Annotated in this window: 14 protein-coding genes; 9 read left to right on the top strand and 5 right to left on the bottom strand. The window is 51.1% G+C overall.

The window, feature by feature from the left end; all coding sequences use genetic code 11:
• Positions 1-27 precede the first annotated feature (27 nt).
• From NEV57_RS04095 to NEV57_RS04115, 5 genes are all read left to right on the top strand, one after another.
• Positions 28-852 carry a prephenate dehydratase gene (locus tag NEV57_RS04095; RefSeq protein ID WP_257657001.1) on the top strand — a complete coding sequence of 275 codons (825 nt, stop codon included), beginning with the start codon at positions 28-30 and terminating at the stop codon, positions 850-852.
• 61 nt (positions 853-913) lie between these two features.
• Entirely contained in the window at positions 914-2,020 is a 1,107-nt protein-coding gene (locus tag NEV57_RS04100) for a chorismate mutase (RefSeq protein WP_257657002.1), read from the top strand.
• A complete protein-coding gene (aroA, locus tag NEV57_RS04105) occupies positions 2,020-3,279 on the top strand; it encodes a 3-phosphoshikimate 1-carboxyvinyltransferase (protein ID WP_257657003.1) in 1,260 nt (419 codons plus the stop codon). The genes NEV57_RS04100 and aroA overlap by 1 nt, the downstream gene beginning before the upstream one ends.
• 29 nt (positions 3,280-3,308) lie before the next feature.
• Positions 3,309-4,409 (top strand): chorismate synthase, encoded by a 1,101-nt coding sequence (gene aroC / locus NEV57_RS04110; RefSeq protein ID WP_257657004.1) that lies wholly within the window; start codon positions 3,309-3,311, stop codon positions 4,407-4,409.
• Entirely contained in the window at positions 4,396-5,256 is an 861-nt protein-coding gene (locus NEV57_RS04115; RefSeq protein ID WP_257657005.1) for an ROK family protein, read from the top strand. The genes aroC and NEV57_RS04115 overlap by 14 nt, the downstream gene beginning before the upstream one ends.
• Positions 5,257-5,292: 36 nt before the next feature.
• Here the strand turns inward: NEV57_RS04115 and NEV57_RS04120 are convergent, their stop codons facing one another.
• Complete coding sequence (locus NEV57_RS04120) at positions 5,293-5,718, bottom strand: DUF3995 domain-containing protein (RefSeq protein ID WP_257657006.1); 426 nt, start codon at positions 5,716-5,718, stop codon at positions 5,293-5,295.
• Between the two features lie 12 nt (positions 5,719-5,730).
• Positions 5,731-8,145 (bottom strand): alpha-ketoacid dehydrogenase subunit alpha/beta, encoded by a 2,415-nt coding sequence (locus NEV57_RS04125; protein ID WP_257657007.1) that lies wholly within the window; start codon positions 8,143-8,145, stop codon positions 5,731-5,733.
• A gap of 359 nt (positions 8,146-8,504) precedes the next feature.
• On the opposite strand from NEV57_RS04125, the gene NEV57_RS04130 reads away from it, so the two are divergent.
• The 4 genes from NEV57_RS04130 to NEV57_RS04145 all read left to right on the top strand — a co-directional run bounded on the left by NEV57_RS04130 (position 8,505) and on the right by NEV57_RS04145 (position 17,614).
• A complete protein-coding gene (locus NEV57_RS04130; protein ID WP_257657008.1) occupies positions 8,505-13,778 on the top strand; it encodes a translocation/assembly module TamB domain-containing protein in 5,274 nt (1,757 codons plus the stop codon).
• Positions 13,778-16,090 (top strand): translocation and assembly module lipoprotein TamL, encoded by a 2,313-nt coding sequence (gene tamL / locus NEV57_RS04135; RefSeq protein ID WP_257657009.1) that lies wholly within the window; start codon positions 13,778-13,780, stop codon positions 16,088-16,090. The genes NEV57_RS04130 and tamL overlap by 1 nt, the downstream gene beginning before the upstream one ends.
• 132 nt (positions 16,091-16,222) lie before the next feature.
• Positions 16,223-17,161, top strand: a complete 939-nt coding sequence (gene mdh / locus NEV57_RS04140; RefSeq protein WP_257657010.1) for a malate dehydrogenase — start codon at positions 16,223-16,225, stop codon at positions 17,159-17,161.
• A gap of 3 nt (positions 17,162-17,164) precedes the next feature.
• A complete protein-coding gene (locus tag NEV57_RS04145; RefSeq protein WP_257657011.1) occupies positions 17,165-17,614 on the top strand; it encodes a retropepsin-like aspartic protease in 450 nt (149 codons plus the stop codon).
• Between the two features lie 68 nt (positions 17,615-17,682).
• Here the strand turns inward: NEV57_RS04145 and NEV57_RS04150 are convergent, their stop codons facing one another.
• The 3 genes from NEV57_RS04150 to NEV57_RS04160 all read right to left on the bottom strand — a co-directional run.
• On the bottom strand, positions 17,683-19,605 hold the full coding sequence (locus NEV57_RS04150; protein WP_257657012.1) for an OmpA family protein: 1,923 nt from the start codon (positions 19,603-19,605) through the stop codon (positions 17,683-17,685).
• 53 nt (positions 19,606-19,658) lie between these two features.
• Entirely contained in the window at positions 19,659-20,621 is a 963-nt protein-coding gene (locus NEV57_RS04155; protein WP_257657013.1) for a PorP/SprF family type IX secretion system membrane protein, read from the bottom strand.
• A gap of 78 nt (positions 20,622-20,699) precedes the next feature.
• A partial coding sequence (locus NEV57_RS04160; RefSeq protein WP_257657014.1) for a T9SS type B sorting domain-containing protein occupies positions 20,700-24,891 on the bottom strand: 4,192 nt, incomplete at its 5' end.

Here is a 24,891-nt window from a genome sequence, read left to right on the forward strand (position 1 = left end):
TTTTTTTATTGCCTATTTAGTTGATATATGAGTTTAAAAGTAGCCATACAAGGTATAAAGGGATGCTTCCATGAAGAAGCCGCTTACAAATATTTCGGAGAGGATATCGAGACGGTGGAGTGTGAGTCATTCAAAAAGACTTGCGAGCTGCTGAAGCAGGGCAAGGTAGACAACGTGGTAATGGCCATCGAGAATTCGATTGCCGGCGGCTTGCTGCCCAACCACAGCCTGCTTCGTGATTACCGTTTCCCCATCATCGGCGAGGTATACCTGCACATCAAACTGCATCTGATGGCGTTGCCGGGAGTGGCTATCCAGGACATCCGGTTTGTCGAGTCGCACCCCATCGCGTTACAGCAGTGCAGCGATTACCTGGAGGAAAACCCGCAGTTCAAAGTAACCGAAGGAGAAGATACCGCGGGCAGCGCCAAAAAAGTGAGTGAGCTTCAGCTAAAGGATACGGCTGCCGTTGCCAACCAGCTTTCGGCAAAGTTATATGGGCTGGATATCCTGGAACGGCGGATCGAGACCAACAAGAAGAATTATACCCGGTTTCTCATTCTTGCCAACAAGGCGGATGAAAAGGTGAATGTCAATAAGGCTACCCTATCGTTCCAGACCGGCAATGGTGTCGGTGCACTTTCCAAGGTTTTACTCTGCTTCGCGGAGCAACACATTAACCTCACCCGGATACAGTCTATGCCGGTATTGGGTAAACGCAACGAGTATGACTTTTATGTGGATGTAGAGTGGACCAATCAGTCGGATTATGAGGCCGCCATCCGGCGTATCCTGAAACATACGAATAATTTCAGCATCATGGGCGAATACATGAAGAACGACAAGGTGTAATGCTGAGATAAAAGCAACGTAATTGAAAACGAAAATTAAAAAGAACCGAAAATAAAAAACAATGAAACAGACATTAGACATCGTACCCTTAAAATCATGGTTTGATACCGGGGACGCGCCATTGATCATCGCTGGTCCATGCAGCGCGGAAACAGAAGAGCAAGTGCTTGCTACCGCACATCTTTTGGCTAATACTGGCAAAATCAATGTACTGCGTGCAGGTATCTGGAAACCCCGTACCCGTCCAGGCGAGTTCGAAGGCATCGGCAGCGTCGGACTGCAGTGGCTGCGGAAAGCCAAAGAAGAAACCGGTCTTCCCATTACCACTGAAGTGGCTACCGCCAAGCACGTGGAAGAGGCGCTGGCGGCCGGCGTGGATATTCTCTGGGTGGGCGCGCGCTCTACGGCGAACCCGTTTACGGTACAGGAAATTGCCGACGCACTGCAGGGTGTTGATGTGCCGGTACTGGTTAAAAACCCGGTCAATCCCGACCTTTCGCTCTGGCTCGGTGCCTTGGAGCGCATAAACCGTGCGGGCATAAAAAAACTGGCGGCCATTCACCGGGGATTCTCTTCTTACGAAAAAACGGCTTTCCGGAACGAGCCCATGTGGGATCTCGCCATCCAGCTGAAAACCCTGGTACCTGAACTTCCGGTAATCAACGACCCGAGTCACATTTGCGGAAACCGGGAACTGATCCCTTATATTGCGCAAAAGGCTTTTGATATGGACATGCAGGGACTCATCGTGGAGTCACATATCGATCCTTCGGTAGCATGGACCGACGCCAAACAACAAGTGACCCCCCAGGCCCTGTCCGACATACTCGGTAATCTTGTGTTCCGGCAGGCGAAATCGGACGACCCTGTTTTTGAAGATAAGCTGGCGGAGCTTCGGAAAGACATTGATAAACTGGATGATCAAATCATCAAGATCCTGAGTGACCGGATGAAAATTGTGGAAAAAATCGGCGAATATAAACGCGATAACAACGTGACGATTCTCCAGGTAAACCGTTGGGACGAGATCATCCATAAGCGCAGCAACGTGGCCCAGGCGCTGAAACTGGATAAAGATTTTGTAGTGAAAATGCTTGAACTGATCCATAACGAGTCGATCCGGAAGCAGAATGAGATCATGAACGAAAAACCGATTGCCGAAGCGTAATGGATAAAGAAGCCATCAACGTCGCACATCCTACGAAAACGCTGACCGGCACAGTAGCGCTAACGGGTTCAAAAAGTGAAAGCAACCGCGCACTGATTATTCAGGCACTGAGCGGGGGAAGCGTCGAGATCAACAACTTGTCTTCCGCGGCCGACACGGTGACACTGCAGCAGGCATTGGCTGCCGCTGCGGTGGCCGGAAAAAAGAGCGGCAACGGCGAAACCGAGATTGATGTGGGCCCCGCCGGAACGGCCATGCGGTTCCTGACAGCCTACCTGACCAGGGTTAACGGTAATTTTTTACTGACGGGCAGCGCCCGGATGAAACAGCGACCCATAGGCATCCTGGTGGACGCCCTGAACACGCTGGGTGCAACGATCCGGTATGCCGGCGAAACGGGTTTTCCGCCGCTGTCCATTACCGGTGGGTCAGCCCAGCAAACGGCGGAAGTTGCCGTACAGGGTGATGTCAGCAGCCAATACCTATCGGCACTGTTGCTGATTGCCTCCGCAATGCCGAACGGATTGAAGCTCCGGATCGCAGGCGAGCTTACCTCACGCCCCTACCTGACAATGACATTGCAGATGCTGGCCGAAGTGGGTATTCAGCACCATTGGGAAGACAATATGATCTCCATTGCCCCGCAGCAGGCCAAAAGCGCAACGTTGACCATTGAACCCGACTGGAGTGCGGCTTCTTACTGGTATGCGATGGTGGCACTGGCCGGTGAAGCCAACCTGTTTCTGCCCAACCTGAAAAGCAATAGCCTTCAGGGCGACAGTGCAATCGTGGAAATTATGTCGCATTTTGGTGTAGCTTCGTCCTTTGAGAACGGCGGTTTACGCATCCAAAAAACAAGCAGCCATTCGAGCAAGTCGTTATTTGACTTCAAAGAATGCCCCGATCTTGCCCAGACCGTAATCGTCTGTGCGGCGGCACTGCAACACGACCTTTCTTTTACCGGCCTGCATACGCTTCGGATCAAGGAAACCGATCGTATTGCCGCATTGCAGCGGGAACTGGGGAAATTCGGAGTGGAGCTTATTGAAGATGGCACCGTATATCACCTGAAAACCGGGGGATTAAACCGAAACGCTAATCCGGTTATCGACACCTATGAGGATCACCGGATGGCCATGGCCTTTGCCCCGCTGGGACTTGTATTTAACCAGATGCGGATCAACGAGCCGGAAGTCGTGGAAAAATCCTATCCGGATTTCTGGAAACATTTGAAACAACAGGGATTTGTCCTATCTTAGCCCGCAATAAATCAGCAGCAGCAACTATAATGGCAGGAAATTCATTCGGAGATGCATTTCGTATCACAACGTTCGGTGAATCACATGGAGAAGCAGTGGGTGTCATCATCGATGGATGTCCTCCGAATATCGCAGTCGATGAATTGTTTATCCAATCTGAATTGGACAAACGCCGCCCGGGGCAGTCAAAAATTACCACCCAGCGGAAAGAAAGCGATACGGTAAAAATCCTTTCGGGTGTCTTTGAGGGCCGTACTACCGGTACGCCGTTGACCCTGGTTATTCCCAATGAAGATCAGCGTTCCAAGGACTATTCGCATATCCAGGATAAATACCGTCCGTCGCACGCCGATTATACTTATCAAATGAAGTACGGCATCCGCGATTACCGCGGAGGCGGACGCTCATCCGCACGCGAAACGGCTGCGCGCGTTGCTGCCGGCGCGATTGCCAAAAGCTATTTAGCGCAGTATGGCATCCGGATTTTCGCGCACGTTTCGGGCGTGGGGAAAATCGAGGCGCCAAACCTGGATACGCAGGATATCGATGTACTGACCACCCTGCGGGAAAGTAATATTGTACGTTGTGCCGATCCGGCAACCGCCAATGAAATGATCACGTTTATTGACGCCATACGCAAGGCCGGTGATACGGTCGGCGGGCGGATAAGCACGATCATACAGCATGTTCCCGTTGGCCTTGGCGAACCCGTGTTTGACAAGCTGCACGCTGATCTTGCCAAGGCAATGATGAGCATCAACGCCGTACACGGTTTTGAATATGGCTCCGGGTTTGCCGGCTCGGAAATGCAAGGATCCGAACATAACGATCAATTTACCAATCCGGATAACGATCCCCGGAAGCTGAAAACCCACACCAATTTCTCGGGAGGCATCCAGGGCGGGATTTCCAACGGCATGGAAATTACGTTCCGAACGGCATTTAAGCCCGTGGCCACGCTGATGCGGCCTCAGCAAACCATCAATCAGGCCGGTCAGGAAACGGAGATTACCGGCCGGGGGCGACATGATCCGTGCGTGGTGCCCCGTGCAGTAATTATTGTTGAAGCGATGGCCGCATTGGTCATAGCCGACCATTTGCTTAAACACCAAACCTATGCAACAAAATAATCGTTACGTCGTTGCCTCCGACATTGGCGGAACACACATTACCGCCGCGTTGGTGGACACCAGCCGCTGGCAGGTGATCAGTGAATCAATATACAGGCATCATGTTGACTCACATGCTGATGCTAAATCGATTTTATCAGCGTGGTCGTCTCCTTTCCGGGAAGTTATGGACAACCATGCCGACATCGCTCCACAGGTCATTGGCATTGCCATGCCCGGACCGTTTGATTATGAAAACGGGATTTCCCGGATGCGGAACCAGGATAAGTATGACAGTCTTTATGGCATGAATATCCGTGAGGCGCTGGCCGAACGGACTGCGGTGGCGGGTCATCATATTCGTTTCATTAACGATGCCGCCGCATTTCTCCAGGGCGAAGTTTTTGCCGGGCAACAGCATACGGATACGAAGGTTTTAGGTATTACCCTGGGCACCGGCCTGGGTAGTGCCATATGGGAAAAAGGAAAAAATGCCCTGGATGCCGATCTTTGGAAAACCCCCTACCTCGATAGCAATATGGAGGAACACCTGGTGACCCGCTGGTTTGTTCGCCGTGCGGCAGCCCACGGCGTGAAAGTAACCGGGCTCCGCGAATTGCTCCAGCTGCGGGAACAGCATCGCTTTGTGGATGATATACTGGCTGAATACAGCCATCACCTCCTTCATTTTATCCGCTTTTTCAGTGAGCGGGAAGAAACGGAAAAATTCATTATCGGTGGCAATATCGCCAAAGCGTGGGCGGTTTTCCATCATTTCCATGCCGATGCATTCGACCGGTTCGATATCCGCATCAGCAAGCTTGGCGAACATGCAGCGCTTATCGGTGCCGCCACGTTGTTTACCTGATCCGGTAACGGGCACGCCACGCCGTTGGATACTCTCCTACGTATGCAGGGCCAGTACAATGGTTAACACCCCGATGGCTAAACACAATGGTGTGTATAATTTGGTATCATTTTTACCAAATTCAGTATGTTTTACTTTTTTAAAAAGTCCCACATACTTGAATTCGCCGATAGCCCGGATAATAAAAATGCCTGCGATCGCCCAAAGGCCGTATTGACTGACCCACGCGGGTAACCCAATGGTGATCCATCCGGATTTCGCCAGCACAAAGAGCCCAAACCCCAATAAACTGAATGCTACGGCAAATGTTGGCAACGGCCCCGGCATGGTTGGCCGGATATTATTGTCTTTTGTCGGCATAACCGCATCACCGGCCCATTTCCCACCGAATCCCCAATACCCATGCAGGACGGAAAGAAGCAAAAAAATCAGTAAAAGAATAATGGAGATTGCCGACAGCATAACAATATCAGGCTAAAAAAGCGCCGGATATTTTCCAGGGTTCGCCTCGTGCATAATCGCATATACGGCTTCGATTACGTCATCTGCCGAAGGCTTTGAAAAATAATCGCCATCAGATCCGTAAGGCGGCCGGTGTGGCTTGGCCGTCAGCGTGCGGGGCTGGCCGTCCAGGTGGTAATAGCCGTTTTGCGTTTCAAGGATTTGCTGGAGGATAAATGCAGAAGCCCCTCCCGGAACATCCTCATCGACCACAAGCAGTTTATTTGTTTTGCTGACCGATTGGGCACATACATGTTCCTCATCGAACGGCTGCAGTGTCTGTGGGTCTACAATTTCAATGGATATTCCCATTTTTTCAAGCTCAGCGGAAGCTTCCTGGACAACACGGAGTGTGGAACCATAGGAAACAACCGTTATATCCCGCCCGGTGCGCACCACCTCTGCCCTGCCCAGCGGTACGGTAAATTCGCCCACATTGGTCGGCATACGCTCTTTAATCCGGTACCCGTTAAGGCATTCGACCACCAATGCAGGTTCATCCGAACGAAGCAGGGTATTGTACATCCCCGCTGCCTGGGTCATGTTACGCGGTACGCATACATGAATGCCGCGCATTGAGCCAAGGATCATACTCATGGGCGACCCCGAATGCCAGATGCCCTCGAGCCGGTGGCCCCGTGTCCGGATAATCAGCGGGGCCTTCTGGCCGGCTTTGGTCCGGTAGCTCAGGCTCGCCAGGTCATCCGTCAGCACTGTAAGTCCGTATACCAGGTAATCCACATACTGGATTTCGGCAATGGGCTTCAGCCCACGCATAGCCAGTCCCATACCCTGGCCAATAATAGCCGACTCCCGGATCCCGGTATCGAAAATGCGGTGTTCGCCATGTTTGGCCTGTAATCCGGCAAACCCCTGGTTTACGTCGCCGATTTTCCCGACGTCTTCTCCAAAAGCAACCAGGCGCGGGTCACGGGCAAAATTCGCATCAAAACACGCATTCAGTACTTCTCTTCCATCCACGGTCCTACTGTCTTCGGTATATTCCGCCGCAACGGCCCGGACATGACGGGGTGACTCAACCGTATCCGTAAACAGGTAGGAATTGTACCGTTCCTGGTTCAGCTGTTGTTTTTCGCTGTACCAGGTAAGTAAAGCAGCCTTTTCGGGATGCTGGATTCCACGGAGCTGGCGGATTACCCTTCTTACGATGCTGTATACTTCTTTCAGCGAGGGTTCGGAGAGTACCCGTAACTCGTTATACAGACTGCGCACCGTATCTTCTTCGATGGCACCCAGCAGGACTAAGGCCTCGTCCACTTCCCTCCGGAGCATTTTGTTGTAGTCGGACCAAGCCCTGCGCTGCTCCGATCGTACGTATTCTTTTGCTTTCCGTTCGATTTCGTCCAGCTGTGCCTCCTCGGCAATGCCCGACTGCGTGATCCACGACCGCATCTGGGTAATGCAATCGAATTCTTTCTCCCAGGCCAGGCGTTCTTTTGATTTATACCGTTCGTGGGATCCGGAAGAAGAATGGCCCAGCGGCTGGGTCATTTCGGTCACATGGATCAATACCGGGATATGCTGTTCCCGGCTGAGTTTGGCTGCCCGCTCATACGTTTCGCAAAGGCCGGCATAATCCCATCCATGCACTTTGAATATTTCAAACCCTTCTCCCTTTTCGTCCCGCTGGAATCCCTTAAGCACTTCGGATATATCCGCCTTCGTCGTCTGCACCTCATTGGGCACTGAGATACCGTAACCGTCATCCCAAATCGAAATTACAGCCGGGATCTGCCGGACACCTGCCGCGTTCACGGCCTCGAAAAACACGCCTTCGGAGGTGGACGCATTGCCCACCGTGCCAAAAGCCACTTCATTTCCCAGATTGGAAAACATCGTCATTTCAGCCAGTTCCGGATTATTGCGAAACATTTTTGACGCTAACGCAAACCCCAGGAGACGCGGCATCTGTCCGCCTGTCGTGGAAATATCCGATGCAGAGTTTTTAAGCAGTGTCTGGTCGACCCATTTCCCATCCGGGGTGAGCATCCGCGTAGCAAAATGGCTGTTCATTTGCCGGCCCGCCGATGAAGGATCTGCCTCCAGATCCGGATGGGCATACAGCTGTGAAAAAAACTGGTATACTGAAACGATACCGGTAGCAAACATAAAGGTCTGGTCGCGGTAATAGCCTGAGCGCCAATCACCCAGCTGGAATACTTTCGCCAGTGCAATTTGGGCGAGTTCCTTTCCGTCGCCGAAAACGCCGAATTTTGCCTTGCCGGTAAGTACTTCCTTACGGCCAAGCATGCTCACATACCGGCTTTCAACGATCAGCTTGTAGTCCGCCATGACCAGCGTCCTGAAGTCGTCAAAACTTAACTTAGTATGTGTTTGCCCAGCCTGTTTAATGGAAGTATCAGACATAATTTAATTGCGTTTGCTCCAAAAATAGAAAAAAAATATTCGTTTGAAAGCGTTCGATACGTTTAAATTCAGGTGCACTTTCCGGTTTTAGCAAAATTGGTAATTTGCAAAAGACTGCGCAAGTGAACATGTAATTTATGTACCTTTGCCGCTGCTTTATGATATAGTAACGCACGGTAACGGTAAAAGATTGTATGCAATATCCATTAATTCATCACAACTTCCGCAACCCCGGCGGATTGGTCCATTTCCTTTTGATAACTTTTCGCAATACCGAAAGTTTTCGGCATTTTAGCTAAACTTTTTATAGTCTATTCCGTTATAGCTTTGGTAAACGTTTAACACAAATACCGGTTCCCTTGAATAAATTCGGCAGGATAACAGTCAAGACACTTCTTTGGATTATCGGAAGTATCATTGGATTGATTTTATTGCTATTTGTATTAATCCGCATTCCCGCCGTTCAAAATTTTGTTGTCCAGAAAATAACCTCTTATCTGGAAAACAAGATCCACACCCCTGTCCGTATTGATTATGTAAGCCTGGATCTTCCGAAAATGCTGGTTCTGGAGGGCATTTATTTCGAAGACCAATCGCAGGATACGCTGCTTTCCGGAGAGCAGCTGCGCGTGGACATCAGCATGCTGAAACTGCTAAGGAATACAGTGGAAATCAGCCGGATCGACTTACAGGGTATCACCGCCAAAATTAACCGCACATTACCCGATAGCGCATTCAATTTTGATTACATTATCCATGCGTTTGCAACGGAACAGGATGAACCGGCAGCACCGGACAGCAGTGCACCGATGAAATTCAATGTAGACCGGGTCAATCTTGACCGCATCCGTTTCGTATACCGCGATGAAGTCATCGGTACGGCAGCGGAAGTCAACCTCGGCCACCTGGACACCCGGATTAAAACCTTTGACCTAGCAGGTAATATGCGTTTTGGAATTCCCAAAATCACGGTTAAAGGGCTACGGGGTGTAGTCCGCCAGTGGGCCGTTGCCAGTCCGGCTAAAGCACCGGATGCCGTGGATTTCGGCATCCCCGACACGACCGAAAGCAGCCTCCTACCCGACCTGGAGCTGGAAACATTTGATCTCAAGGATATTGATTTTGCCTATGTGGACGAGGCCGGTGCCATGGATACCCGCTTCCGGGTGGACCGTTTACTGGCCAGCCTTAACGCGCTTGACTTAAACAAGGAAATTGTCGGGATCGATGAAATCGATCTCGACGGTTCAACTTCCCGGGTATTCTTCGGTAAAACGGAGCCAAAGGCCGCTTCGTCAGATACAAGCAGCGGGGAAAGTTCCATGAACTGGCGGGTAACCGCGAACGAAATACGGATAGCTAATACTAATTTTACCTATGAGGACGCCAGCCAGTCGCGTATAGCCACTGGCTTTGATTATGGCCATATGGATATCACCGGTGTACAGGGTGAGCTAACCGATTTCCATTATTCGGCGGATTCCATCGGCGGCAGCCTGCGCACATTGACGGCCACGGACCACAGCGGTTTCGTGTTAAATGAAGCGCGTGCCAATTTCACTTATACCAGCAACGGTGCGACACTCAGTGAGCTGTACCTGGAAACACCGCATACGTTGATCCGGGATTATATCCGGGTTGAATATCCCTCGTTGGAGCAGATTGCCGACGACTTGGGAAGTGTCCAGTTAGCCGCCGATATCAAGGAAAGTCATTTGGGCATGATGGACGTACTTTTCTTTGTTCCGGACCTTGATACCATGGCCGTGATGGAGCCGCTTTGGCCCCATACCTTTTTTGTAAACGGGGAAATCAATGGCCGGTTGGACGACCTGGAAATAAGGAACCTGGAATTCCTGGCGCTTGACCGTACACGACTGGCAGCGAATGCCCACATTAAAGGGTTGCCGGATATTGACCGGTTGAACGTCGACCTCGAATTGGAAGAACTCGTTACGGGCAAAGCTGACCTGGACCGTCTGATTGCACCGGTCCTTCTGCCCGACAGTATTGAATTCCCCGCTGACCTCCGGCTAACGGGAACGTTCAATGGCGGTTTATCCCAGTTCCGGACAGACATGCAGTTGCAGACAAGCATGGGAAATGCATCGGTTGACGCTGACTTCCGGACAAATACACCGACACGGGACACGGTTTATAATGCGCAGATCAACATCGATGGCATCGATATAGGCCAGTTCATGAAAATGGACTCCACCCTTGGAAAACTGTCCTTTACTGCCCGGGCCAAGGGTACGGGACTGGATCCGGCGACCGCAACCGCAGCTATCGAGGGAACACTGGTCAGCCTGGAGGCAATGGGATATACGTATACCGATATCGCAATCGATGCCAAGGCAAATAACGGCGACATCACGGCATCAGTGGCCAGCGGTGATCCCAATATTGATTTTGACCTCGACGCCCATGCGGATATGCGCGGCAATTACCCAAAAGCAAAGGTTGATCTGATGGTCGACAGCATCAATCTTCGGAATTTAGGATTGATGAATGACGATTTCCGGTATCACGGCCGTTTGCTGGCCGATTTCGAAACAGCCGATATCGATCACCTGAATGGTACCGTGTCTATTGTCAATTCTTCTGTCGCTTACAATGAGGAGCGTTACACGCTGGATACGGTACGTCTCAATGCCGTCTCCCGGGACAGTTCTGCCCTCCTGCAATTGCAGTCCGAATTTCTGAATGCGCACATGATCGGAAATTTCAAACTGAGTGAACTGAGCAATGCGATACAGGACATCGTGGCCGTGTATTACCAGCCGGACTCCATCGCCCCGATAGTTGAATATACCCCGCAGCAATTCGACTTCAGTGCGCAGTTTACGCGTTCCAGGTTTATCCGTGGCTTATTCCCCGATCTTACCGAGATGGATGACATTACACTGGACGGTTCATTTAACAGTGCGGATAAAATGTTATTGGCAAAAGCTACGGCGCCGCATCTCGTGTATGCAGGAACTACTGTGGACGCGGTGGGGTTTGACCTCAACACCGTTGACAGTACGCTCTACTATTCTTTCCTCATCAATCGGATGGCCGTGGGTAATATCGAATTGATAAACACCTTGCTCAGCGGAACCGTGCAGCAGAATCAGCTGGATTTCGGGCTATGGATCAAGGACAATGCTGACAAGGAACGCTACCACCTGGGCATGGGCTTACAGGTCGATGCAGGGGATTTCCGGTTTCATTTGCTGGAAGACGGGTTGATGCTGAATTATGAAAAGTGGAACGTAGACCCTAAAAATGCCATAACATTTGGCAGCAACGGATTGTCTACTCATCAGTTTATTCTCAATAACAACGGACAGGAAATGTCGATCCAGTCGCAGGATTCTACGTTGAATGCACCTATAGACCTGGTATTTAAAAATTTCCGGATCGAAACCTTCAGCCAGATGCTGGAAAGCGAGTTGCTTAATATGGGAGGTGGCATCAATGGAACCGCCACGGTATCCCGGCTGGAATCTTCCCCGGTATTTGTTGCCGACCTTACGGTCGACCGCTTTTCATTTGGAAATGACACGGTGGGCGACATCAAACTCAACGTAAATAACATCCGTGAAAACACATATGCTGCTGACATCAGCATTACCGGCAACGGCAATGACGTAAACCTGTCAGGCGATTTTATCAGTCCACCCGAAGGGGATGCACAACTGGATTTTGTATTAAACCTTAACCCGTTATCCATGCATTCATTGGATGCTTTCAGCTTGGGGTATCTTCGGAATTCCACCGGTGCGGTTAACGGAAAACTTCAAATTACAGGCACCCCGGATGCACCCAGGATTAACGGAGCCCTGCGTTTCGATCAGGCGAGCCTCAATGTAGCTATGCTTAATGCCACATTTAACATTGACGGACAAAGCATCAACTTCAACGACAAAGGCCTGCGTTTTAATCGCTTTTCACTGAAAGACAGTAAGGGAAATACAGCGGTGCTTAACGGCACGGTAACGACCACGACTTATACTGATTTCGGATTCAATCTTACCCTGGCGGCCGACGATTTTCATGTACTGAATTCGACACAGCAGGATAACGATATGTATTACGGCCAATTGTTTATTTCGAGTGACCTAAGAATACAGGGCGACATGGCCAGCCCGGATGTGAGCGGCACATTGCGGGTGAATAAAAATACCGACGTGACTTTTGTACTGCCCAACGACGATCCCGGCATGGTCGACCGGCAGGGCATCGTCCGGTTTGTCGACCGAAGCGATACGTCAGCTGTCAATGTGTTTGCGCGCGTGGACTCACTTACCCAGACCGAGCTTCAGGGTCTCAACCTTTCCGTAAACGTTGAAACTGATGAGGAAGCAGCGTTTACAATCGTCATCGACCCGGGCAGCAAGGATGCATTACACATCCGCGGCGAGGCCGAATTGAATGCCGGCATTAACCCCAGCGGCGCAATCACCATGAGCGGTACTTACACCGTTAACGAGGGCAGTTATTCCTTTTCTTTTGGGCCGGTAAAACGGTTATTCCGGTTTCGTGAAGGCAGTACCATCACCTGGGCCGGCGACCCGATGGATGCGCGGCTGGGTATTACTGCTGTTTATAACCTGAAGGCGCCGACGCTGGAACTGGTGCAGAATCAGATTGGCGCCGAACGTCCCAACCTGTATAAGCAACGGGTGCCTTTTGACGTCAATCTGCATATTACCGGACAAATGTTTCAACCGCAGCTTGACTTTGATATCGACCTCGATGAAGATAATGCACTGATTTCCCAGGACGTTGCCGGTAAGGTAAACACCGGTCTGGCACAATTGCGGGAAAACCCCTCGGAGATGAACAAACAGGTTTTTGCGCTGATCGTGCTCGGTCGGTTCATGGCCGCCAATCCTTTTGAAAGCTTATCCGGGGGCGGGGGCGCCGAAGCTATTGCCCGGAACAGTGTCAGCTCGTTGCTGAGCGCCCAGCTCAACCGACTGGCTGGCAACCTCATTCAGGGCGTTGAACTGGATTTCGATCTGCAATCAACAGCGGATTACACCACCGGGCTGGGACAAAACCGCACAGACCTGAACATCGGTGTTTCCAAAATGCTATTTAATGACCGGCTGAAAGTTACCGTAGGCTCCAATTTCGAGCTGGAGGGTAACACGCGGCCCGGCGAACAGCCCAGCAACATTGCGGGCGACATTTCCATGGATTACCAACTGTCAAAGGACGGGCGGTATTTCCTTCGTGTTTACCGCAAAAACCAATATCAGGTGACATTGCAGGGACAATTTGTAGAAACCGGCATCGGATTTATCATTAACATGGATTATAACCGGTTCAGGGAAATATTCATGAGTGCCGATGAGCTCGCTAATCAGTTCAATACCCAAAGTCGGAGTTTCCGACGCCGGTGGGACGTCGAACGGATGGAAACAGACACGGCCTACCGCGATAGCGTAAGACGGGTCATTATCGACAGCTTAGAACGCAACGACCCCGAATTCCGGGAACGGATGCGCCAGCGCCGTGAAGAGCGGAATGATGAGCAAAATGACAGCACGCCAGCACCGGCAGAAACTGGCCAAAAAAACACCGCTATGCGCAACGAACAAGAGGAGAATGCCCCTGTGGAAGAAAGGAGTAGCCAATAATGGATAGCAAAAGGCTGATTCACTACATTTACGGTATTGCAGCAGTATGGTGCCTTGCCGCCTGTAGCAATGTCAAATACCTTCCCGAAGGGGAAAGCCTGTATATCAAAGGCGAGGTGGACATTGATACGGACACCATTCCCGCCGAGTATATTGAGCCCCTGGAAACGCACCTGGAAGAGATGCTTCGCCCTAAACCCAACAAAACCATTTTGGGTATGCGGCCGCAGCTGTATATCTATAATATTGCCGGTGAACCGAAGGGCGACCGCGGTTTACGGGCGTGGATGAAAAATAAAGTGGGTGAACCCCCGGTGCTGCTATCCGATGTAAACCGGGAGTATAACGAAAACCTGTTACGCAACAGGCTGGAAAATTTAGGCTTTTTCAATGCCGAAGTAGTTTCGGACACCTCGATTATCAAGCAAAAGGCTACAGTTACTTATACGGCCTCCCCCCATATCATCTACCGGATCAATTCTGTGACATTTGAAGTAGACAGCAGCGCCTTGGGCAAGTCCATTAAAGCGACGGAAGGAGAATCGCTTCTACAGGCCGGCAGGCCCTATAACCTGGACCAGATTATTGCTGAGCGTGAACGGATAGACAACTACCTCAAAAACAAAGGATATTATTTTTTCAGTCCGGATTACCTGTTAGTTGATGTAGACAGCACCTCCGGCAACCATCATGTGGATCTCTACGTTACCGTTAAAAGGGAAACGCCGTCCAAAGCCAAGCACCCTTATACGATCAACGATATCTATATTTATCCGGATTACACCCTTAGCCAGTCCGGATACCGCAGGCGGCCGCCCCGTAATGCGGAGCTGTATGACAGCACGTACTATTTTGTGGATCCCGATCATACCTATCGCCGGTTTGCACTGGCACGTACCATGTTTTTCAAGAAAGGGGGCCTATATAACCGCACCAGCCATAACAACACCATCAGCCAGTTGGTGGGTATGGGGACTTTTAAATTTGTACGGAATGAATTCGTAGAAGTGGATTCGGGAAGGACCAATCAGCTTGATGTTTATTATTACCTTACCCCGATGCCCAAAAGGGGGCTGCGCATCGAGCTGCTGGGCAAAACGGCCTCTGTATATAACGGATCGGAGCTTAATGTCAATTGGCAGCACCGCAATGCCTTCCGCAGCGGGGAGCTGCTTACCTTTACCGTATACGGCGGATTCGAAACCCAAACCGGGGGGAATGTAAACCTTAATTCCAGCTTTTACCGCTACGGTATTGAGGCCAACCTTTCGTTTCCGAGGATGATTGCCCCTTTCGACTGGCAGCCCACCCGCCGGTTTGTTCCCCGCACGCATTTTACGGCAGGTTATGAATTTCTGAACCGGCGGACGGCATACAGTTTAAACTCGATGCGATTTGCCTATGGATACTCCTGGAAAGAAAATATCCAAAAAGAACACGAGCTGGATGTACTGGAAATCGCTTATGTGCAACCCTGGAATATTACCGACTCCTACCAGCGGCAGCTGGATACCGTGCCGCCGCTGCGACATGCCATAGAACCCCAGCTGACCTTTGGTCCAAATTACAATTTTACCTATACCAACACCATGGATGCATTACGTACACATACGTTTTATTTCAAGGGTGGTGTGGATTTATCGGCTAATCTATATGGGCTGATCCGGGGGGCAAATGCCGATGCAGGCAGAACATATCAGGTATTTGGAACGAATTTTTCCCAATATGTTAAACTTGAAGGCGATTTCCGACATTACCTGCGACTGGGCGAAAACAGCCAGCTTGTTTCGAGGGCAATGGCGGGATTTGGATATTCTTATGGCAACTCACGGACGCTTCCTTACGTTAAGCAGTTTTTTTCCGGTGGTCCAAACGGACTTCGCGCTTTCCGGGCCCGCGCACTTGGCCCCGGATCCTACGAGCCTGAGTTCTTTGGCGAAGACAATTTCTTTGCCGATCAGACGGGTGACATTAAGATTGAATTAAACACCGAATTCCGGGCCAAGCTCGCCAGTGTGATTCATTGGGCAGCGTTTATCGACGCGGGTAACATTTGGCTCCAGCATTCGGACCCCAACAAGCCGGGGGCAAAATTCAGCCGTGAATTCCTGAGGGAGATGGCCGTTGGTGCCGGACTGGGACTTCGTTTTGATTTCACTTACCTGGTTATCCGGACAGACCTGGCGATGCCCCTGCGCATCCCCTATCTTGCCCGGGGCAACCGCTGGGTAATCAACCAGATTAACTTCCGCGACCCGGATTGGCGGCGTAACAACCTGGTGTTTAACCTCGCTATTGGCTATCCGTTTTAATTCGGAGCTATCGGCATTGTTACGCCTGTTTTATTCTTTGCCTTTTTATTCTTTGCTCCTTTTATCTTTAATCATTACCTTAGCTACGAGTGCAATAAATCATAATAATAACCGTAAACAAAACAGTAAATTATGAAGATAACCGTCGTAGGTGCCGGAGCAGTAGGTGCCACTACCGCAGACAACATTGTCCGGAAAGAACTTGCCGAAGAAATCATCTTGTTAGACATTAAAGAGGGCTTTGCTGAAGGTAAAGCGCAGGACATGTCACAAACCGCAGCATTACTGGGGTTTGATTCCAAGATTACCGGTGTTACCAACGACTATAGTCGAACGGCCGGCTCGGCGGTTGCTGTAATTACCTCTGGCCTGCCCCGTAAACCGGGAATGACCCGCGAGGAGCTGATCGGCACCAATGCGAATATTGTACGGACCGTTGCGGAAAATTTATTAAAGCACTCACCCGAGGTCATTATTGTGGTTGTTTCCAATCCGATGGATACGATGACTTACCTTGCGCTGAAAGCAACCGGACTACCTAAAAACCGCATCATCGGAATGGGGGGAGCATTGGACTCTTCACGCTTCAGGTACCAGCTTAGCCAGCGGCTTGGCGCGTCACCGGCAGACCTTAATGCGATCGTTGTTGGTGGTCACGGCGATACGACCATGATCCCCCTTATTAAGCATGCGACGTGGAATAGCCTGCCGGTAACCCAGTTTTTATCCGACGCGGAACAACAGCAGATTATTTCGGATACCATGGTCGGCGGAGCTACACTGACCAAGCTGATCGGCACTTCAGCGTGGTATGCGCCCGGTGCTGCCAGCGCTGCAATTGTGGAAAGCATCATACGTGATCAAAAGAAACTCTTTACTGCTTCTGTTTACCTGGATGGCGAATACGGCCAGCAGGATATTACGATGGGCGTACCGGTGATCCTGGGCAAGAACGGATGGGAACGTATCCTGGAACTTCCCCTGGATGAAGAGGAAAAGGCGGCATTTTCAAAAAGCGCGGATGCCGTGCGCACCATGAACAATGTGTTACATGAAATCGGCGCGCTGTAATTAATGACCATAATTCCACTGACATTATTAAATCTGCAGGACGATGGCTTCCACTTATTACTGGAAGTCATTGTTTTTGGTAAACGGTTTAAAGCCGTACTGGACACTGGTGCTTCTAAAACGGTTTTCGATAAGACAACCGTAGAAGAGCACCTCCATTCCGATATGATGTTGCAGCATACGGATATGGTTTCAACCGGTTTGGGCACCACGACCATGCAGAGTTTTATGCTGACCGTGCCGGACCTACAGATCGGCGGACTACACCTCCGTCGTTACGAAGTTGCCATCCTCGACCTTTCCACAATCAATTTCACCTATCAGCAACTCGATATTGAACCGGTAATCGGTGTGATCGGTGGAGATATTCTCGTGAAATACGGTGGGGTCATCGATTACAGGAAAAACCTCCTCCGCCTGCGGACGCGCCGTGCAAGGAAAGCAGTGCATTAATCGAAACAAAAAACCCTAACAGGCCGGCAGGCCCGTTAGGGTTCAAATCAACACAACAGACTAACTAATTAATTTTCGATCACAACGAATTCCACCCGCCTGTTCCACTGGTGTTCCTCCTCCGTACATTCTACCCCTTTAGCACATTGGTTGACCAGTCGGGTAAATCCATAACCTTTCGCAACCAAGCGGTCTTTGCTAATCCCTTTGGATACGAGGTATTCAACGGCTGAATCCGCTCTACGTTGTGACAACTTCATGTTGTAATCAGAACTACCCCGTGAGTCTGTATGGGCGCTCAGTTCGATCTTCACATTAGGATCACTGTTTAGGAACGCCAATATTTTATCCAGTTCCAACGCGGCATCCGGCCGGATATCGGATTTATCGAAGTCAAAATAAATATTCCGAAGCACCACCACCTCCTTCACTTCCACCGGCTGCAGCATAATGTCTTTCGTAAGGGTTGTTGTACTGTCGATCCCTTTTGTAGTGAAATTCAGCGGCTGTGCCTCCCGGAATCCGGTTTGCGTTGCCATAAGCTGATAATCGGTTTCTTCAGCCAGGTTAAACTTGAACTTACCTTCCTGGTCGGCATTCAGTGTCACCGCATTGCTTTCCTCACCTACCGGGGTGAGCGTTACCTGGGCCCCAGCTACCGGCAAGTTGGTTTTAATGTTATACACACCGCCGGCCAGGTCAATCTGAATCTTTTTATTCAGGTTAAACCAGTAAATATCGTCAGCTCCCATCCCCGCACTTCGGTTGGAGGCGAAATACCCTTCCATTTCCTTATCAAAGCGAATAGCGAAATCGTCATATGGTGAGTTAAACGGATAGCCTAGGTTAATTATCTGCCGGCTGCCTTTGTCCAGTCGATATACGTCCAGTCCACCCATCCCCACATGTCCCTCTGACGAAAAATAAAAATCGCCCTTATTGTCTATCCCCGGAAAGCGTTCATTGGCGATGGTGTTCACCTTTTCACCCAGATTCACTGCATCACCCCATGAGCCCCCGCCTTGCCGCGTTACGTAATAAATATCCGTACCTCCATACCCGCCGGGCATGTCTGATGTGAAGTATAACGTATCGCCGGTCGGACTAAGAAACGGGTCGCCCACTGACCATTGCGTAATGTTATTATATCGAAACGGCGTGGCGTTTTCACCCCAGTTTTCGGCATCCAGTGAATTTGAGAAAATCTCGATATTGACAGTAATGTCTTTATTTGCCTGACGTTTTTCTTCGCGTGTTGGGGTCCTGGTAACTGCAAAATACACTTCATTCTGCTTTGTTGAAAACGTAGCTGGTCCAAAGTGGTTGGCGCCATCGCCCCATTGGGCCGCTATTTTCTGCACGCTGTTATTTTCAAACTTATACATCGCCAGGTATGGATTCCCTGTCCATCCGTAGATCACGTCAGGTTTAGCTGCCCCCTCAAACCGGTCGGAAGCGAATATCAATCCATCCGGTCCTTTTACGGCACCGAATTCCGCCTGTTCGCTGTTGAGCCGCTTCTCATTACGCACCTCTACCGCCTTGATGGGATTCTCCAGCCACACCACCGCCGAATCACACGAAGCGTACAATACGGCAAGATCTCCAGCCGACAGCACATTATCGGATTTCGCCGCTACCCGCTGGTATTGTGCCTTCGCTTCCCGGAATTTGGAATTATTGCGCAATACATGACCATACTTCAGAATATGATCCGTGACGGCTTCGTCCTGATTAGCCAGCATTGCGTACCATCTTTCCGCTTCGCGGTAGTTGCGCATATTCAGATAAGATTCGGCAAGCCGTTCAGCTGTTTTCATGCTGGGCTTGGCGTCATATGCCTGTTGATATAATTTGATGGCCGTACTGAAATTGAAAGCGCTGAACTCCCGGTCGGCAGATTTCAATAACGAATACTGGGCATGTACCGGCCAGGCCAGTAATAAACACAGTCCGGCGATCAGCGTGATTTTATGGTTGAAAAATTTCATAAATTAGATTTTTGTGACGTCTTGCAGATTCATTCAGTTAACAGGGAAGCCAATTAAAAGTACCGCGGTGTACGGACACGTTGTGTTCCGCGATTTAATGTGTATCCCAACGATATCTCGTGCGTTCCTCCGGTTTGGCTATACACTTTATTAAGTGCGTAGTCAAATGAATATCCAATACGGAACTGTCCCGCAGCAACGAACTCGGCCAATGCGATAATGGAGTTCGGCCGTCTGAGGCCATCCGAAAGCTTGCTTCCGCTGGAAAGTGCCGTCCGGTAAGAAAGCCCTACCGTAAACTGTTCTGCGAAGATCACTGCGGCATTCAGGTCGGTGGTCCATGCCCTCGTCGATGAGTTACTTGCATTTTTAAGCAAGAATGAAGGTTTGAACAGGATATCCGACGTCATCGGCACGATACCTCCAGCTGTAATGTAGTATTGGGTTACCGGCGGAAGCCGGGTACTGCTGTTATCCTCATTGAACAGCAGCTGGGAAATCAGGTTATCCACGCCAACACCTGCAAAAAAGATGTTGTTGGAGTAATGGATACCAAAGCGTGCATCCGGAAGAAAGGAATTTTCAATGTTTACTGCTTCCGGGTCTCCCGTATGGATACCGGCATTATCAAACCCCGAGTGAATCACCCCCAACCCGATACCGAAAGACAGTCGGTCTTCCGGATCCGCGCCAACGCGCAGGCGATATGCATAATTTGCATAGGCATACACCCGTTTTTCCAACCCTACCCGATCACTCATAATATTCAGCCCCAGCCCGACATTGTCACTGGCGGTGCGCATATCACCAGCAAAGGCAATGGTACGCGGACCGTCGGGCATACCCGTCCACTGCGACCGAAAATACGTATGCAGGTTCAGCGGACCCCGGTACCCGGCATACGCCGGATTGATATAAATTCCATTAAACATGTATTGGCTGTACTGGGCCACCTGTTGGGCAAATACGGGAGCAGTTAAGGCCATTATCAGGATTAGAAACAAATACTTCTTCATGTTATTATCTTTTTGATATGATCTGTCAGCTTATAAATTGGATGGCCTGCCGGGCAGCTGCCCGGCAGGTATCCGATGTTAACGATTCGTTACTCTAATCAGTGCAATTGCACCCTTGAATGTCTGCCATTCCCCATTTCCGCTCCGCACGCGCAGGATGTAATAGTACGTGCCTTCGGCAAGCGTACCGCCGTCCCAATCGTTGTTATAATTTGTGGATTTGTATACCTGATTACCCCACCTGTTCAGCACCAGTAATTCCCGGTTGCTGTACTGTGTCAGGTTCTTGATCGCAAAGCGGTCATTCAGTCCATCGCCATTCGGTGTAAAGAGGTTCGGGATATCCAACGTGGCATCAATGGGAATCGGGTTAGTATCGTCCTCATCATCCGGATCTTCCGCATCAGGATCTTTATCCGGACCCCAGACCGAGATACCATTCGTGATGGTACCGGTAGCCGTTTCGGCCACATCTGCAGTAATCCGTACCACAATAGTAGTACTCACGCCCACTACTCCATTCGTGGTGATCGAGGCTGTATTTCCATTACCCACGATGGTAGCGGCGCCGGATACCACTTCGTATCCCGTAATGGTGACGTCGGCTCCCGGACGTTCTTCCAGGGCAATGTCTTTGCCAGCTTCGATAGCCAACGGTCCGTTATTCGTAATCGTTACCGTAAATGAAGTGGATGTGCCCGCCTGTACGATTGCCTGGTCGCCCACCTTCTCGATACTTAACGTATAAGGTGCCACTACCGGAATCTCAGGTGTTTCGGTTTCGTCATCCTCTTCATCTGTACCCGGGTTCTTATCCGGGCCCCAAACAGCCACGCCATTGGAGATGGTTTCCCCTACCGATGCGGTCACGTTGGCGGTCACTTTCACCGTAATGGTACCGTCCACCGCAATAGCTGCTGTAGTCGTCAGAGCCGCCGAATTGCCGGTTCCACTCACGGTGGCATTACCCGAGGTCACTTCGTATCCGGTAATGGTGATACCCGCATCCGGACGTTCACCGAGGCTGATTACCTCACCGGACTGAATACGCGACGGACCATTATTGATTACTGTTACCGTGAAGGTGGTGGCCGTGCCAGCAATCACGGTTTCCTGATCGGCAACTTTCGTGATGCTCAGCGCACGGTTCGGATCAACCGGTATTTCCGGTGTATCATCTTCATCATCCGGATCATCCGTACCCGGATCTTTACCCGGGCTCCATACCGCAATACCGTTGGTAATGGTTCCCTCGGCATCCCCCGCGATATCGGCCGTTATCTTCAGGATAATTGTACCTCCTGCAGGAATAGCTGCCGTTGTATTTACGGTCGCCGCATTGCCTGTACCATCGGCAGTCGCATTGCCTGAAGTTACCTCGTATCCGGTGATGGTAACACCTTCACCCGGACGCTCAACCACCCGGATGGCCGATCCGCTGGCCACCGGTGACGGACCGTTGTTGTTGATCGTCACCGTAAAGCTGGTACTGGTACCCGCTTTCACCCGTGCCTGGTCTGCTTCCTTGGTAATACTCAGTGTATAGTTCGGGTCCACCGGTATTTCAGGTGTATCGTCATCGTCATCCGGATCATCCGCACCGGGATCCTTATCCGGACCCCACACATCAATACCGTTGGTAATGGTAGCTGGCGCATCTGCAGCCACGCTGGCCGTTATGCGTACCACAATGGTTCCGGCAACCGCGATATCTCCGGTTGTGGTCAATGTGGCTTCATTACCTGTGCTGGCAATGGTTGCAGCCCCCGAAACAATTTCGTAACCGGTAATGGTAATGCCTGTACTCGGGCGCTCACCCAACTGTATAATTTCACCTGTTTCAATCACCGACGGACCGTTATTGGTTACCGTTACGGTAAAGGTGGTGTTTGTTCCTGCTTTCACGCGTGCCTGGTCGGCAACCTTCGTGATGCTCAGACTTGAAGTACGGTCTACTGGAATATCCGGCGTATCGTCACCGTCATCCGGTGTGTCGGTACCCGGATCTTTATCCGGTCCCCAAACGTCGATACCGTTGCTCACCGTAGCCGGTGCGTCGGCACCCACGTCAGCCGTCACGTTCAGGATAATTGTACCGCCAACAGGAATTACCGCGCTGGTAGTTACCGTGGCACTGTTACCTGTTCCAGCTGCTGTGCCGTTACCGCTCGTTACGGTATAGCCGGTAATTGTCAATCCGGTACTCGGACGCTCACCCAGGCTGATCGCCTCGCCGCTGGCAATGGCCGACGGACCATCATTAGTTACCGTTACCGTAAAGCTGGTGCTCTCGCCAGCGGTTACCCGTGCGTCATTCGCCACTTTGGTAATGCTCAGGTTTGAGGTACGGTCTACTGGAATATCCGGCGTATCGTCGCCATCGTCCGGTGTATCGGTACCCGGATCTTTATCCGGTCCCCAAACGTCGATACCGTTGCTCACCGTAGCCGGTGCGTCGGCACCCACGTCAGCTGTAACGTTCAGGATAATTGTACCGCCAACAGGAATTACCGCGCTGGTAGTTACCGTGGCACTGTTGCCCGTTCCTGCTGCTGTGCCGTTACCGCTCGTTACGGTATAGCCGGTAATTGTCAATCCGGTACTCGGACGCTCACCCAGGCTGATCGCCTCGCCGCTGGCAATGGCCGACGGACCATCATTAGTTACCGTTACCGTAAAGCTGGTGCTCTCGCCAGCGGTTACCCGCGCGTCATTCGCCACCTTGGTAATGCTCAGGTTTGAAGTACGGTCTACTGGAATATCCGGTGTATCGTCGCCATCGTCCGGCGTATCGGTACCCGGATCTTTATCCGGTCCCCAAACATCGATACCGTTGCTCACCGTAGCCGGTGCGTCGGCACCCACGTCAGCTGTAACGCTTAGCGTGATCGTGCCGCCAACCGGAATTACCGCACTGGTAGTTACCGTGGCACTGTTACCTGTTCCAGCTGCTGTGCCATTGCCGCTCGTTACGGTATAGCCGGTGATCGTCAATCCAGCACTCGGGCGTTCACCCAGGCTGATTACCTCGCCGCTGGCAATAGCGGACGGACCATTATTAGTTACCGTTACCGTAAAGCTGGTACTCTCGCCAGCGGTTACCCGCGCGTCAACAGGAACCTTACTGATCGTCAGGTTTGACTCGCGGTCTACCGGAATATCAGGTGTGGTAGCCGAACCTTCCGGGGTGGTATAGTCACCCGCTGGATCCGTGCTCCAGATGTTAATGGTGTTATTGATGATGTTAGCCGTGATTGCAGCATCCACATCAACCGTGACCGTCAGGCTGAACGTACCGCCAACCGCAATAGCTGCCGTAGGCGTAAACGTGAACTCGCCATCAGCACCAGGTGTCGTGACAGCACCCGTAGCCGAAGTGATACCCGTAATGGTCTGACCTGCTGAAGCTACATCCTGCAAGTAAATCGCAGTGCCACCCACGATGGTCGATGGACCCTGGTTCTCAACGGTAACCGTGTAGGTATAAGAAGTACCGGCTGTAGCCCTAGGTGCATCACCAACTTTAGCGATTGCATCGTCGTCGAAACCGTAATCACGATCAACAGGGATATCAGGTGTGGTCGCCGAGCCTTCCGGGGTGGTATAGTCACCCGCTGGATCCGTGCTCCAGATATGAATCGTGTTATTGATGATGTTAGCCGTGATTGCAGCATCCACATCAACCGTGACCGTCAGGCTGAACGTACCGCCCGCTACGATATCTGCCGTAGGCGTAAAGGTGAACTCGCCCTCCGTACCAATGGCACCAACAGTACCGGTAGTAGATGTAATACCCGTTACAGTCTGACCTGCCGAAGCTACATCCTGAAGGTAAAGTGCAGTGCCACCCACGATGGTCGATGGACCCTGGTTCTCAACGGTAACCGTGTAGGTATAAGAAGTACCGGCTGTAGCCCTAGGTGCATCACCAACTTTAGCGATTGCATCGTCGTCGAAACCGTAATCGCGATCAACAGGGATATCCGGCGTGGTAGCCGTACCTTCCGGGGTGGTATAGTCACCCGCCGGATCCGTGCTCCAGATATGAATGGTGTTATTGATGATGTTAGCCGTGATTGCAGCATCCACATCAACCGTGACCGTCAGGCTGAACGTACCGCCAACCGCAATAGCTGCCGTAGGCGTAAACGTGAACTCGCCATCAGCACCAGGTGTCGTGACAGCACCCGTAGCCGAAGTGATACCCGTGATGGTCTGACCTGCTGAAGCAACATCCTGAAGGTAAATCGCAGTGCCACCCACGATGGTC

It is taken from the genome of Parapedobacter lycopersici, from assembly GCF_024643285.1.
GTDB classification, from domain to species: domain Bacteria; phylum Bacteroidota; class Bacteroidia; order Sphingobacteriales; family Sphingobacteriaceae; genus Parapedobacter; species Parapedobacter lycopersici.

Excerpts from the sequence above, each read along its gene's own strand:
- NEV57_RS04095 (WP_257657001.1), top strand. The coding sequence starts at position 28 with ATGAGTTTAAAAGTAGCCATACAAGGTATAAAGGGATGCTTCCATGAA.
- NEV57_RS04100 (WP_257657002.1), top strand. The coding sequence starts at position 914 with ATGAAACAGACATTAGACATCGTACCCTTAAAATCATGGTTTGATACC.
- aroA (WP_257657003.1), top strand. The coding sequence starts at position 2,020 with ATGGATAAAGAAGCCATCAACGTCGCACATCCTACGAAAACGCTGACC.
- aroC (WP_257657004.1), top strand. The coding sequence starts at position 3,309 with ATGGCAGGAAATTCATTCGGAGATGCATTTCGTATCACAACGTTCGGT.
- NEV57_RS04115 (WP_257657005.1), top strand. The coding sequence starts at position 4,396 with ATGCAACAAAATAATCGTTACGTCGTTGCCTCCGACATTGGCGGAACA.
- NEV57_RS04120 (WP_257657006.1), bottom strand. The coding sequence starts at position 5,718 with ATGCTGTCGGCAATCTCCATTATTCTTTTACTGATTTTTTTGCTTCTT.
- NEV57_RS04125 (WP_257657007.1), bottom strand. The coding sequence starts at position 8,145 with ATGTCTGATACTTCCATTAAACAGGCTGGGCAAACACATACTAAGTTA.
- tamL (WP_257657009.1), top strand. The coding sequence starts at position 13,778 with ATGGATAGCAAAAGGCTGATTCACTACATTTACGGTATTGCAGCAGTA.
- mdh (WP_257657010.1), top strand. The coding sequence starts at position 16,223 with ATGAAGATAACCGTCGTAGGTGCCGGAGCAGTAGGTGCCACTACCGCA.
- NEV57_RS04145 (WP_257657011.1), top strand. The coding sequence starts at position 17,165 with ATGACCATAATTCCACTGACATTATTAAATCTGCAGGACGATGGCTTC.
- NEV57_RS04150 (WP_257657012.1), bottom strand. The coding sequence starts at position 19,605 with ATGAAATTTTTCAACCATAAAATCACGCTGATCGCCGGACTGTGTTTA.
- NEV57_RS04155 (WP_257657013.1), bottom strand. The coding sequence starts at position 20,621 with ATGAAGAAGTATTTGTTTCTAATCCTGATAATGGCCTTAACTGCTCCC.